We start from the raw sequence: 13,243 nt of genomic DNA, 5'->3' as shown, positions 1-13,243 counted from the left end.
AGCGAAAAACGGACCTTCTTTTACGCAAAGGTCCGTTTTGTCATTCTTACTTTTTGTTTGGTCGATTGTGAACTTGCTCCAGCACTTTAGGTGGAAACAATTTTTGCAGACTGCTCTGGTAGTTGCTGCCGTCCTCGGGCATTTGGAAGTCCGTTACCCGATAATCATTTCCATTGTAGGCGATTTGAAAGACCATGGGTGCACGGAGCGCGGAAGAGTTGCTACCCGTTATTTTCACCCAAGCATATACGGTTCGTTTCGCAGCATCGGGCGCTTCCACACCGAGGAGCTCAACGCTTATCTCGCGCTGTTTTCCCAGCCACCCCAGCTTATCGTTTTCTGTCCCCAAATACTGTTGAATAATAGGCCCGACAAGTTGACGGTTCGCGGGTGCTATCCCTTTTTTCACCTCGACAAAAACTTGTCCGAGATGTTTGCCTCCTGTTCTTACTTCCAGCTTCCATTTTCCTGGTTCTGGTAACACAATCCCTGAAGGAAAATGTCCATCTGCATCGTATAACGGGTCCATAACCTCGTACCTGCCCAACGACAGACGGGTCCCATTGGTGTTGTAAGCAGCGATCTCTACTTCCTCTGCGTAGTCCCCATTCAACAGCCATATCACCCGCTGCGTCTGCCCTTCGTAGAAACCGTCCTGATCTGTCATGATGCGGACAGGCCTTTCTCCCAAATAAGAAAAGGATTGATTGTCGTAAGTGGATGACAAAGAAGGCGACAGCTTCCATAAATCGGCTTCGACGATTTGTCCTCCTGGTAACAAGGCGGGTACTTGTGTCTCTTGTTGGGAAGGTCTCATCTCATGCTGTGCAGATTGTCTCTCCTCCTGAATGGGAAGCCCGAACCACAATAGCAAGCCCATCGTCAGCACAACGCCTGGCAAGGCTAGCTTCCTCCAGCCAGTCATCCACCCTGTCCCGGGCCTCACCCTCTGCCGCACTCGCTCTTCCATCGATGCAGTGAACTGTACATCACGAAAAACGGTCTGATCTGCCCGTTCCTTTAAGTCCGTGAGCCATCGGTTTTCGTCCATTCCCAGTCCCTCCCCTCTCCCATTCTCTTCCGAAGCTGCTGTCTGGCCCTATGCAACCGAGTTCTGACTGTTCCTTCCGTTACCCCAAGCACATCCGCCACCTCTCCGATGGATAAATCCGCATAGTAATGAAGGGCAATCACTTGACGATAGAGTGGAGGAAGCTGCAACACTTCTGCTACGAGCTGGTCCCTCTCGGCTTGATCGAGCACAAGACTTTCTGTAGAAAGCTCCCCATCCTGTCTAATCCACGAGCGGGGAAGGATATGACGAAACGACCAAGAACGCAAATAACCTTTGCACTCATTAACCGCGATTCGATACAACCACGTGTGCACACTGCTCTCCTGCCTAAATCGGGGAAGATGCCGATACACCTTGACGAATACATCCTGTGTAATATCCTCTGCCAAGCTGCGATCTTTGACCAAAAAAGTGACGAGTCGAAGCACGCGGGTCCCATACTCCCTCATGATTTGTTCAAACGCAGCATCTGTCGTTTGCTGCAATTTTTCCAAGGGCGCGACCTCCTTCACTCGCATTTATACTGGTTAGATGCAGCAGCAGACGTTTTGTTACAAAGTGGTGGAAGAAATTTTTTTCGCCAAAATCGTCCAGCGAGTGGCTCCACCCGGTGTCCCGACAGGTTCCGCGAATGGATACCCACCATGCTGCCAACGATCCATATCATAGCCCGTGTCCGCTTGACTCGGTTCGCACTCTTGCTTGTGGAATACATTCTCTTTGCTATAGGTGACATGAAAGCCTGATCCTTCCAGTAACAGCTCAAGCTCTGTAGGCAAAAGCAGCGCCATCTCGCGCTCTACACGATACCTCGGCTGCTCGATCTGATCAAGAAAAGTCTCATAAGTAAGCGTGTAGCGGAACTTTTGGTCCAAGAGCGAGGTTTCACCCTCTACCTTTTGATACACCATACGGTCCGGGAAAACGAATTTGCGTTGCATCGTTGTCCATTGAGTTTTTACTGGCGGCAAGAGTAAATCAATGGCCACTGTCCCGTCCTCTGTTATGTAATCGTGGATGACCGAAAGCAATTGACGTTGCTTGGCCCTACAGGTGGCCTGCTGAAAAATCCCTTCCGGAAGAAGCACATGCGTAAATTGCCGATCAAGCTCCAACTCCCATATATTTTGTTCTACCAGCTCCAGCCGTTCTTCTTTTCCTTTCAACATGCGCCGTTTCTTTTTGGAGGCCATCTCCAGCATATCCGGGCTCCAATCGATCCCGCAGACGGACAAGTCATTCCGTGCCAGCTCAATGGCAATTCTCCCTGTTCCAACACCCAGCTCCAGCACGGAGATTGGTGATTGCTCCGCTTCTCCCAGCAACCAGTTTCGATAAAAAGCGATGCTGGCCTTCCCGGCAAACTGATCGTAATACGTAGCTTCTACGTTTGTGTACTTCGTTTCAGGAAGCGGCAAGTGCCGACCTTCCTCGTCCATCCCGCATTCGGTACACACAGAACCTGCTAAATGAGGAAAAGGCACCCCAGGCGGGACGCCATTTTTCGTATCACCTAGCCACTCATCGTAACGGAACTTGCATTTTTTGCAACTGTAGATAGTCATAATGCTTTAGATACCTCCTGAAGATTACTTACTTCCCCCAGACTGCAAGAGAGGGAGCTTGATATGACTCGGATACTGGCTGTCATGGTAGACACGTTGCGAGGCAATGACTGTCTCGGTTTCCAATCTGTATCCCGCGCTGAGCTGGCTGCATAGAGAACGGCCAAAAGAGACTTGTTTGCACCCAGTCTGTACCATCCGTCATTCCTCCTGTATCTGATCTACTTCCACACTTCCTGATACACTCTGAGGAAATTACCACCCAAGATTCCTTCGATTTCTGTATCTGTGTACCCGCGCTTCATCAGCTCACGCGTCATTTCCGGAAGTGACGCATGACCTTTTACTACATCAAATGGCATCTCTTTGGTTTTGGCAATCTTATCCAAGGGCAAATATTTCGTCAAATCATCGCACAGATCTAGGCCCATACCAATGTGCCTTGCTCCGACAAGCTTCTTCATATAGTCAACATGATCAATCAGTCTCTCAATAGTTGCGCCAGCGCTGCTCGCCGCTGTGAACATGCTACATGCATTCAACCCGACAAGTCCGTCCTTTTCCGCAATCGCTTTGATCTGCTCATCTGTCAAATTCCGCATCGTTGGCACGACTGTTCGGCTGTTGGAATGAGAAGCAATCACTGGCTTTTCAGCGATTTCCATCACGTCCCAGAACCCTTCGTCATTCAAATGGCTCACATCGATAACGATGCCCAGCTTTTCCGCTTCCTCGATGAGATGCACACCGAAATCAGTGATGCCTCCTTTTTTCCCTTCGCGCACCGGTGCAAAAAAGCTGCCGTCCCCAACGAAGTTGCGCCGACTCCATACCAGCCCCATCATCCGTACACCAAGCTCATAAAAGACACGCAAGAGACTCAAATCGTTATGCAGCGGCTCTGCCCCTTCCAACGACAGGATGAACGATACTTTTTGTTCCGCTCTTGCCCGTTGCAAATCATCTAGATTTTTGGCGATGACGATGTGCTCGGGTGACTCTGCCGCCTCTGCATGCATAGCGCTGATCTGGTTGAGCGCCTTGCGCAGACTCATCTCCGGTACAAAAGCATCCTCTACAAACACCGCTGCCACGATGGAATGCACACCCCCTTGCTGGAACCGTGGCAAATACTCCGTCTCGATCATTTTGGTTCGACCGTATCCACGCTGAATCTCCACATCCATCAGCAGATCAAAATGCCCATCCAGAACGTGAACACCGTCATGAAATTTGCGCGCCTGTTCTTTCGTTACTTCCGCCATTCGGGTCATCTCCCATCTTGTTTTATGGATTTTTCTTATCGAGATAGAAATCGAATATATCCAACAAATTCGCGACGTATTGCACAGCTCCTTTGATCAATAAGAGACCCTTTTCATCCAACTGGTCAGCCTAGTAGGCCCTGTTCGCTCGTCACATCCTGTCCCAGGCTTCTTATGGCGTCCGCTTAACAAAAAAGGACGCCGACCAGGCATCCTCTCATATGAAAACCAAAGAAACTCAGCTCCGCCACCCCTATCCGTTGGCTCCACTCACGACCTTCTGGACAGATGGCTTCACACGGATCGCTTCCGAGTAGAAATACACATGCTTTTTGCCTGTAATGGGGTGCGTCGTCACTTCTGTCTCTACTCCGAAAACATCTAGGATCAGCTTGGGTGTCAAAACTTCCTCTGGCGTCCCCGATGTAACGATTTCCCCCTCACAGATCACGTACAGCCGATCGCAGTACATCGCAGCAATATTGAGATCATGCAACGAAGACAAGACCGTAATCCCCAGCGTTTTGACCAGATCCATCACCTGCAACTGGTATCGAACATCCAGATGATTCGTCGGTTCATCAAGGACAAGGAACTGGGCTTGCTGCACCAAAGCTCTAGCAATCAGCACCCGCTGCTTCTCCCCACCTGATAAACTGAAAAAGCTGCGATCAGCGTATGTATGCATCCCTACCCTCTGTAGTGCATCTTCACAGATCCGAACGTCCTCTGCGTTATCTGACTGAAATAGCCGCTTATGCGGAGCACGTCCCATATTCACGATTTCGGTTACCGAAAAATCGAATTCAACAGAGGACTCCTGCCGTACTGCCGCCATTCGCTGAGCGTTTTGACGTGAGGTTAACTTGTATACGTCGTCGCCATCAAGCGAGATCCATCCCGAACGTGGCTTCAATACGCGATAAATGCTTTTTAGCAACGTGGATTTTCCGCTGCCATTCGGCCCGATCAGCCCCACAAACTCTCCGGACCGCACCTCCAGACTAACATGGCGAAGAATTCCCTTTTTCTCCAGTTCGACCGATATATTCTCAACCAACAAATTCATCGTCCGCTACCTCCAAAGGAATAAGAACTCCGCAACATCAACCAGATAAAGAATGGACCTCCACACAGCGCTGTCAAAATACCAATCGGCAGTTCTTCCGGTGCAAATGCAAGCCTGGCGACTACATCGACCCAGATTAGAAATATCGCGCCAAACAATGCGCTGACAGGCAGGACACGTCTGTGATCTGATCCGACCATCACACGGACGATGTGGGGCATCATTAATCCGACAAAACCGATTGATCCCGCAATGGACACAATCACCCCCGTAAGCAGTGCCGTGATCACCAGGAGAAGCTTGCGGAATTGTACCGTATTAACCCCCAATGTCCCTGCTGACTCCTCGCCCATCAGCATCGCATTGAGCGAGCGGTATTGGGCCATTAAGACGATGAGGCAGATGACGACAATCAATGTAGGGATCGTCAGGTACTCCCATTTCCCCCCAGCCAGACTGCCACTTAACCAAAACAGGACTGTCCCAATTCCATGCTCATTCGGCGCTGAAAAAACAAGAAGACTGGTAATGGCCGACAAGATCGCAGATATCGCAATTCCAGCCATGAGCAGGCGTACCGTCGAGTTTTGTCCTCCAATACGGGATAGCGTAAAAATGAGAATAATTGACACAAGGGAGCCTGTAAAAGCGCCAAAGGATAGTGCATACTGCCCGTACATGCTGAATGCTCCGAATATAATCACCGAGGTAGCGCCAACCGAAGCACCTGAAGATACGCCTAATACATACGGGTCAGCCAGGGAGTTGCGAACCAACGACTGGATGGCTACTCCCACGACAGACAGACCTGCGCCGACGATCGCCCCCAAGAGAACACGTGGAAAGCGTATATCCCAAATAATCGTTTGCTCCCCTTTGGACCAATCCACCTCAATCCATTGGTTCAACATCGGAATTTTTGATAAGGCGATTTTCCATACCGTTGTCGGCTTAATCTCCACTGAACCCAAGGTAACTGCAAACGTAATGGAGAGGAAGAGTCCGACCAGTAGAGTAATGATGATATAAGGTAACTTGATCTGTTGCAGTGCTATTCCCTCCCTTAAAAGGGTCGTACTCTATTTGAATTTATCCGGGTAGAGTCCTTCCGCCAAAATTTTTAGCGCAATCGGTCCTCGAACGCCTTCAGAAGCCGCAGACAATGGCAATACCATTAGTCGTTGATTTTTAATTGCCGGGATATCCGCCAGTTCTTTTTTGGTCAAAAGGAAATTACGTTTTTGCTCGACGGTTCTATCACCGTAGTCTACGATAATAATCACGTCTGGATTGCGACTCACTACTTGTTCCCAACTAACCTCTGCCCAACCCTTTTGAATGTCATCAAAAATGTTCTTACCGCCAGCAGTCTTGATTAAGGACGTCATGTAGTTGTTGGCTGCTGTGAATGGCTTATCTTCCCCGTTGTCGTACACGAACACGTTAAGTGGCTCGTCCACCTTGCCAATTTTACTAAGCGTTTGGTCCATTTCACTCTTCATTTTATTGATCAAATCATTGGCTTTGTCTTCCACACGGAAAATGCGTCCAATATTCGTAATGTCTGCAAACACATCGTCGATAGTCGGGCCAGGCATGCTTGATGACGCTTGCAGATACGATTTGATGCCGACCTTTTCCAAGTCCTGCATAGATCCTACGCCCTTTTCGCCGAATCCGCTTTTCCATCCAGCGTACACGAAGTCTGGGTTGGCTGCCAGCAGCACTTCTTTCGTTGGATACTTATCAGACAGTACCGGAATCTTGTCGTAATCTGCTTTGAGCTCTGGAAGGATTTCATCATCTAGGTAAGCGGTTCCGACCATTTTATCAGCAAGGCCCAGTGCCAGCATGATTTCGGTGACGTGTTGGTTCAATGTCACGGCACGCTCAGGTGCTGTTGGATAGGTCATTTCGATGCCATTATTGGTTAGTGTTACTGACTTGCCCTCTGCTGCTGGAGCAGCCGTTTGTTCTGTTTTGGCTGGAGCCTGTGTTGTCGTAGAGGAGCCGCATGCCGAAACCAAAAGCATGGCAGCTGTCATGATACCGAAAGCTAGTCCTTTCATTACTGTATGTGTTTTGTATGCCTTAAACATCTGTCATCCCCTTTTCTGTATATATATGATGGGTTGAACCAAATCCTCCAAAAAAAAAGCACCCCCCATTTCAATCGGGAGGTGCATGACAAACGTAGATATAGCGATAAGCAGGCGCAAAGGCGCCCGTTCATAGACTACTTCCACATCTGCCCCATCCTCGTGGGTCGATTGTATATGCTCGCATGGCAGGTCTCCTGGCTTACGAATCAACACCCCCAGCTACCTTCCCATTTTTTGTCTTGCAAAAAACAGTGGCTATTCGCTAGGCGCTCCTCGTTACAGTGGCGGGACCGCGCCGGTTTCTCACCGGACTTCCCTTTTAAGCTGACGGCATTTACCATCTAGCACCATTCGATACGTATTCAATTTTTACGATTTATTCATTAGTTGATAGAAGTCAGTTTTTTCGGGAACTGCGTGAGAATTTCAACGCCCGTTTCCGTAACCAATACATCGTCTTCAATCCGCACGCCGCCTACACCTGGCAGATAGATGCCCGGCTCGATCGTAAAGACCATCCCTGGACGAAGTACTTCTTGGTTCTGGCTGTGAACAGACGGATATTCATGTACATCCATCCCAAGTCCATGCCCTAGACGGTGCATAAAGTATTCTCCGTAGCCTTTTGCGGTGATGACATCGCGCGCAGTTTTGTCCAAATGTGCAAAGGTCACACCCGGACGAATCTCAGCAATTGCCGCTTCGTTGGCAGCCAATACTGTCTCGTAAATTTCTTGAAGCTGGGCACTGATCTCGCCTACAGCAAAGGTACGGGTAATATCCGATACATATCCGTTCGCTGCTACCCCAATATCAAACAAAAGCAAGTCGCCTTCTTGCACTTGGCGCGTTCCTGGTTTCCCGTGTGGCAGTGCCGACTTCTCCCCTGCCAATACCATGGACGTAAAGGATGGACCTTCGGCACCCAAACGCTTCATCTGGAATTCCAGCTCAGCTACGATTTCTGTCTCGGTCATGCCTGTCTTGACTTTTTTCAGGGTCTCCCGCAAGGAATCCTCGACCAACTGAACCGCGTGCTTCAGACGATCCACTTCATCCGCGGATTTGATCAAACGCATTTCACGCAGTGGCTCTTCCACGTCTACATAGCTCGACGCCAGAACAACCTGTCCAAGTGCTTCATAGCGCTCGACAGTCATATGACTTTTCTCAATACCCAGCTTCGTCAAGTTCGCTGGCAACACTTGCTTGAGGATTTCATACGGGTTTTGGATATCCGTATGTGTATGGATATCTTGAACGAACGAAGCCTCTGCCGCTGCCTCACGATCAAGAGCAGGTACAATTAAAGAAGGTTTTCCCTCCGCAGGAATAACGAGACCCATAAAACGTTCATGCGGGTCTGTAAAAAATCCGGTCAAATAGTAGACGTGCTTGGGAGAGGTAATCAACACCGCGTTCAGCTCTTGCTCTGTCAAAAACGTGTGGAGCTTCGAAATGCGCTCTTGAAACAACTTCTTCACCCTGCTTTCACCAATTATTCTATTGCGAGAATACCACTTCCCCATCAAAAAAAGAAGACTTCAATTGAAAAATCTACTTCGTATCGGACAACCTAAGAGTGGGGTGAAAACGAAAATGGAACAAATACTCGTCCATCAGGATGGCAAGCAGTTTGCTTTTCACATATCAGGGAAAGGCCAGCCGCTATTGTGTATCCATGCACCATGCATCGGCTCTATCAATTTTGTTTATCAGCAAACACTCGCAGATACATATCAGCTCATTGTCCCTGATCTGCCCGGACATGGCGACAGTTCACCGATGGAGAAGCCCTTTTCCATTGGGGAGCTGGCAGAACGGCTCCATAAACTTGTCGGGTCACTCGGCATTGAACGTCCCTTTATTTTGGGGTACTCCCAAGGTGCTACTATCGCCCTTGAATACTGTCTTCGCTATCCTGATCATGTACAAGGCGGAATACTCGCGAGTGGTTTTTCCGAAGTGAATGACCTGTATTTGCATGGACGATTTTGGGTGGCCCAGGCGTTGTCGATGCTTCACGGCGTCCCTCTTCTTGCCCGTTCAATTGCTTCCTCCCATGTCGATGACCCAGAAATGCGGGAAAAATGGACGGCCCACGCCTCCAAAACAGATCCCAACAGCTTAAAATACCTTTACGCTGCGGGACATCGTTATCAGTGTACGGAGCGTCTGGGCAACATCCAGCTTCCGATTTTACTTGCCTATGGCAAACAAGATCAACGGATGCACCATTATGCGCAAATGCTTACCATGAAATTACCAAAAGTAAAACTCGAGATGATCCCTAACGTGAAGCATCAAGTCATCACGAAAGCTGCTCCTGGTTTCAATCAGTTGTGCCGCACCTTCATGGAAGAAGGATAAAGAAAAAGACAGAAGGACGACTCCAGCTCCTTCTGTCTTTTTACAATTTAACTAGCTCTTCATCCGCGGGTCGAGTGCATCGCGCAAGCCGTCTCCAATTAAGTTAAAGCCGAGAACTGTCAGCATGATAGAGAGCCCTGGAAAAATAACAGTCCAAGGTGCTTTCTGAATGTACTGACGCGAATCAGCGAGCATTTTTCCCCATTCCGGTTCTGGCGCTTGTGCTCCCAGTCCGAGAAAGCCAAGTGCTGCTGCTTCGATTATCGCTGTGGCGATCCCCATCGTCCCTGTCACAATGATTGGTGCGAGGCTGTTCGGCAAAATATGCTGCATGATAATCCGGGAATTTTTCATCCCGATTGCCCGTGCGGCCATGACGAATTCTTCTTCCTTCAAGCTCAATACGCGGGCACGCACCAAGCGCCCAAAGGTCGGAATGTTAATAATCGCAATCGCAATCAAGGCGTTTTGCAAAGAAGGCCCCAAGATGGCAACGACAGCGATTGCCAAAAGAATACTTGGAAACGCAAGCATAATATCAAAGAGACGCGAAATGATTGTATCAATCCATCTGCCATAATATCCTGCCACAAGACCGAGCAAGGTCCCTGCGAGAACGGAGCCAATGACAGAGAACGTCCCTACCCACAAGGAGATTTGTGCCCCATAAATAACGCGACTAAACACATCGCGACCATTGTAATCTGTTCCAAACCAATGCTCTTCGGAAGGTGGCTTGTTTTTCATCACGAGCTTGCCTTCGTCGTACGGATAAGGCGCAATCCATGGAGCTAATACCGCCACAACAATGAAAAACAAAATAATCCCGAAGCCCACCAGCGCCAGCTTGTTTTTTCGTAGCGTCCTCCATGCATCCTTCCAAGGAGAGACTACTTCTTCTTGCTTCACTTTTAAAGGTACTACCTGATCTTGTGGTTGTAAGTGTGGTTGTGCCATGTCTCTTCGTCCCTCCTTAGCGATATTTGATGCGTGGATCGATATAGGCGTACAGAAGGTCGACCAAGAGGTTGATCAGGACGAAAATCGTCGCGATCACAAGGATACCGGATTGGATAACCGGATAGTCACGGTTTCCAATGGCGGTCACAATATAACGACCGACACCTGGCCATCCGAAGATCGTTTCTGTCAAAACAGCTCCACCCAACAGCAACCCTGTTTGCAAACCAATTACCGTCAAGACAGGGATCATTGCATTTTTCAGCGCATGCTTGTACACGACCCAAAACTGCGTCAGCCCTTTTGCACGAGCGGTTCTGACATAGTCGGCACGCATGACTTCCAGCATGCTCGAACGAGTGATGCGTGCAATGATCGCCATCGGAATCGTACCTAACGCAATTCCTGGCAGGATCAAATGCTTGATGACTTCCCAAAGCTGATCCCACTGACCAGCGATCATCGTATCCAGTATATAAAAGTGCGTAATGGCCTCTACGGGATTACGCGAATCGTCGCGACCAACTGATGGCAGCCATTTCAATTCTTGGGCAAACACCCACTGCTCCATCAAACCTAGCCAAAAAATTGGCATGGATACACCGACCAAGGCGATCAACATCGCACAGTAGTCAAACCAGGAGTTTTGCTTCCACGCAGAAAGAATCCCTGCATTTACACCGATAAACACAGCAATAAGCATACTTACAATCGTAAGTTCAGTCGTCGCCGCCAAATAAGGCAAGATTTCATCTGAAATCGGCGCATTCGTTTGCAATGATTCCCCAAGATTTCCACTCAAAATATCTTTCATATAATCGAAATACTGTATGTACCACGGATTATTCAAACCCAATGCCTCTCGTATGTCTGCAATCGCTTGTGGTGTTGCCTTTTCTCCCAAAATCGTCAAAGCCGGATCACCAGGGATGGCACGAATAATGGAAAAAACGATGATTGACATGCCCACTAAGACAGGAATGAGCATTAAAATTCTTCGAATGCTGTAAGCTAGCAATGCCATCTCCTCGCCTTCCTGCATAAAATTATCGCCAAATGAATGAAAGAAGGGTAAGAAGAGGTATGCACTCCTCTTACCCAATTACTATGAATCAGCTTACTTGAAATCTACCTTTTCCAAACTTTCAGATCCTTTTGGATGCGGGTTGTAGTCTACGATATTCGCTTTTCCTGCCAAAGCTGGTGTAGAGTGTGCCAGCGGAACCATTGGCACATCTTTGAAGATGATCTCTTGTACTTGTTTGTACAGTTTTTCGCGCTCTGCTTGGTCTGGAGTAGACTGAGCCTTCATCATCAATTGAGAAGCTTCGTCGTTTGCCCAGCGTGTATAGTTGTTGCTACCAATGCTGTTCTTGTCGAGCAAGACAGCCAAGAAGTTGTCAGGGTCGCCATTGTCACCTGTCCAACCAAGCATGAACATTTCTTGCTCACCCAAACGAGTCTTTTCCAAATACGTTGCCCATTCCATCGTCACGATCTCAGCATCAACCCCGATTTTCTTCAGGTCTTGCTGGATTGCTTCTGCAATCTTCACACCTTCTGGCATGTACGGACGTGGAACTGGCATTGCCCAGAACTTGATTTTAAAGCCGTTTGGATGTCCTGCCTCCGCCAGCAATTGTTTTGCTTTATCGAGGTTAAACTCACGATCTTTAATATCGTTGTTATGTCCCCACATGGTTTTTGGCATTGGGTTGACTGCTGGTTCTCCAACTCCATCGAAGAAGGCTGTTACGATTTCAGGTTTGTTAATTGCATAAGCAATGGCTTCACGAACTTTTGGATTGTCGAGTGGCTTCTTCTCTACGTTAAAGCCGATGTATCCGATGTTATTAGTAGGGCGCAGGAAGAGTTGCAGGTCTTTATTGTCTTTTACTGCTGGGATATCATCTGTGTTCAGACCATCCATCAAGTCGATCTCACCAGATGCCAAAGCAGTCAGACGTGCCGTGTTTTCCGGAATAACCTTGAACACCAATTTATCCAGCTTTGGATATCCTGGGTTCCAGTAATCAGGGTTTTTCTCGAGCGTGATCGTGTCGTTACGCTTCCACTCTACGAATTTGAAAGGCCCTGTACCGATTGGATGCTCATTAAATTTCTTAACATCCTTTTTCAATGCCTCAGGCGAACCAATCGCGAAAGGAGACATTGCCAGGTTGGCAAGGAATGGAGCCAATGGACGAGTCAAGGTGAATTTTACAGTGGTTGGATCGACTGCTTCCACGGATTTGATGACGTGATTCGCGTCACCCTTGTATCCACCGAATTGGCTGATGTAATACTCGAAGCCCTCTGGTGAATGTTGTGGGTGGCTCTTGTCGCTCCAGCGCTCAAAGTTGTATTTGACCGCCTCTGCATTGAAATCCGTTCCATCGTGGAACTTCACGCCTGATCTCAGCTTCAGCGTATAAACGAGACCATCAGGAGTTACTTCCCATTTCTCAGCCAGCGATGGAGCGAGCTCTGTTGAGCCATCCGCGAAGCCAATCAATGTATCCATAACGTTCTCTGTTACCTTAAATGTCTCACCATCTGTTTGCGTGATTGGGTCAAGCCCTTTTGTGTCTGCACCGCGACCAACGATTAATTGCTTCGGTCCAGTTTTTGCAGGCTCAGTAGCAGGTGCCGGAGTTTCTGTCTTTGGTTGTTCTGCCGGCGCTTGTGTCGTTGACGTGCTAGAGCATCCAGCAATCAGCATGGCCAACGCTACTAGGCTGGTCATGGTTGCGGAGAGAACTCTCTTCTTCATGAAAACATCCCCCTTTTTCTAATAATGGTCGCATGTTCCTTTTTGGTAGATGGTCGGTCGATAC

The 13,243-nt window shown here is 48.6% G+C and carries 13 protein-coding genes and 1 riboswitch; of the genes, 1 reads left to right on the top strand and 12 read right to left on the bottom strand.

The genetic code is table 11. The features are described from left to right. Positions 1 to 46: 46 nt before the first annotated feature. The 9 genes from ASG16_RS19825 to ASG16_RS19790 all read right to left on the bottom strand — a co-directional run bounded on the left by ASG16_RS19825 (position 47) and on the right by ASG16_RS19790 (position 8,551). On the bottom strand, positions 47 to 1,051 hold the full coding sequence (locus tag ASG16_RS19825; RefSeq protein WP_056491042.1) for a hypothetical protein: 1,005 nt from the start codon (positions 1,049 to 1,051) through the stop codon (positions 47 to 49). Next, positions 1,021 to 1,569, bottom strand: a complete 549-nt coding sequence (locus ASG16_RS19820) for a sigma-70 family RNA polymerase sigma factor (RefSeq protein ID WP_056491038.1) — start codon at positions 1,567 to 1,569, stop codon at positions 1,021 to 1,023. The genes ASG16_RS19825 and ASG16_RS19820 overlap by 31 nt, the downstream gene beginning before the upstream one ends. Positions 1,570 to 1,626: 57 nt before the next feature. Continuing rightward, positions 1,627 to 2,640, bottom strand: coding sequence for a methyltransferase domain-containing protein (locus tag ASG16_RS19815; RefSeq protein WP_056491035.1), 1,014 nt, complete (start codon positions 2,638 to 2,640; stop codon positions 1,627 to 1,629). Positions 2,641 to 2,664: 24 nt separating this feature from the next. Next, positions 2,665 to 2,838, bottom strand: a complete 174-nt coding sequence (locus ASG16_RS30710) for a hypothetical protein (RefSeq protein ID WP_157966778.1) — start codon at positions 2,836 to 2,838, stop codon at positions 2,665 to 2,667. Positions 2,839 to 2,861: 23 nt separating this feature from the next. Then, complete coding sequence (locus ASG16_RS19810; protein WP_056491032.1) at positions 2,862 to 3,905, bottom strand: dipeptidase; 1,044 nt, start codon at positions 3,903 to 3,905, stop codon at positions 2,862 to 2,864. 253 nt (positions 3,906 to 4,158) lie between these two features. Continuing rightward, on the bottom strand, positions 4,159 to 4,974 hold the full coding sequence (locus ASG16_RS19805) for an ABC transporter ATP-binding protein (RefSeq protein ID WP_056491029.1): 816 nt from the start codon (positions 4,972 to 4,974) through the stop codon (positions 4,159 to 4,161). Beyond that, positions 4,971 to 6,029 (bottom strand): FecCD family ABC transporter permease, encoded by a 1,059-nt coding sequence (locus tag ASG16_RS19800; RefSeq protein WP_241970802.1) that lies wholly within the window; start codon positions 6,027 to 6,029, stop codon positions 4,971 to 4,973. Before ASG16_RS19800 ends, ASG16_RS19805 begins: the two co-directional genes overlap by 4 nt. Before the next feature lie 24 nt (positions 6,030 to 6,053). Then, complete coding sequence (locus tag ASG16_RS19795) at positions 6,054 to 7,073, bottom strand: ABC transporter substrate-binding protein (RefSeq protein ID WP_056491023.1); 1,020 nt, start codon at positions 7,071 to 7,073, stop codon at positions 6,054 to 6,056. Between the two features lie 170 nt (positions 7,074 to 7,243). Then, positions 7,244 to 7,443: riboswitch (cobalamin riboswitch) on the bottom strand. A gap of 16 nt (positions 7,444 to 7,459) precedes the next feature. Next, positions 7,460 to 8,551 carry a M24 family metallopeptidase gene (locus ASG16_RS19790; protein WP_007727724.1) on the bottom strand — a complete coding sequence of 364 codons (1,092 nt, stop codon included), beginning with the start codon at positions 8,549 to 8,551 and terminating at the stop codon, positions 7,460 to 7,462. Between the two features lie 124 nt (positions 8,552 to 8,675). On the opposite strand from ASG16_RS19790, the gene ASG16_RS19785 reads away from it, so the two are divergent. Next, the gene (locus ASG16_RS19785; protein ID WP_056491017.1) at positions 8,676 to 9,446 is read left to right on the top strand and encodes an alpha/beta fold hydrolase; all 771 of its coding nucleotides are present in this window, start codon (positions 8,676 to 8,678) and stop codon (positions 9,444 to 9,446) included. A gap of 51 nt (positions 9,447 to 9,497) precedes the next feature. On the opposite strand, the gene ASG16_RS19780 is transcribed toward ASG16_RS19785, so the two are convergent. From ASG16_RS19780 to ASG16_RS19770, 3 genes are all read right to left on the bottom strand, one after another. Next, positions 9,498 to 10,403, bottom strand: coding sequence for an ABC transporter permease (locus ASG16_RS19780; RefSeq protein WP_056491014.1), 906 nt, complete (start codon positions 10,401 to 10,403; stop codon positions 9,498 to 9,500). A 16-nt stretch (positions 10,404 to 10,419) separates the two neighbouring features. Further along, entirely contained in the window at positions 10,420 to 11,430 is a 1,011-nt protein-coding gene (locus ASG16_RS19775) for an ABC transporter permease (protein WP_082195900.1), read from the bottom strand. A 93-nt stretch (positions 11,431 to 11,523) separates the two neighbouring features. Beyond that, positions 11,524 to 13,179 carry an ABC transporter substrate-binding protein gene (locus tag ASG16_RS19770; protein ID WP_056491011.1) on the bottom strand — a complete coding sequence of 552 codons (1,656 nt, stop codon included), beginning with the start codon at positions 13,177 to 13,179 and terminating at the stop codon, positions 11,524 to 11,526. Positions 13,180 to 13,243: the final 64 nt, after the last annotated feature.

Origin of the sequence: Brevibacillus sp. Leaf182 (assembly GCF_001423865.2) — a bacterium.
Lineage (GTDB): Bacteria > Bacillota > Bacilli > Brevibacillales > Brevibacillaceae > Brevibacillus > Brevibacillus brevis_C.
Note: the sequence above shows the minus strand (reverse complement) of the source record. Positions and strands in the feature narration are given on the sequence as shown.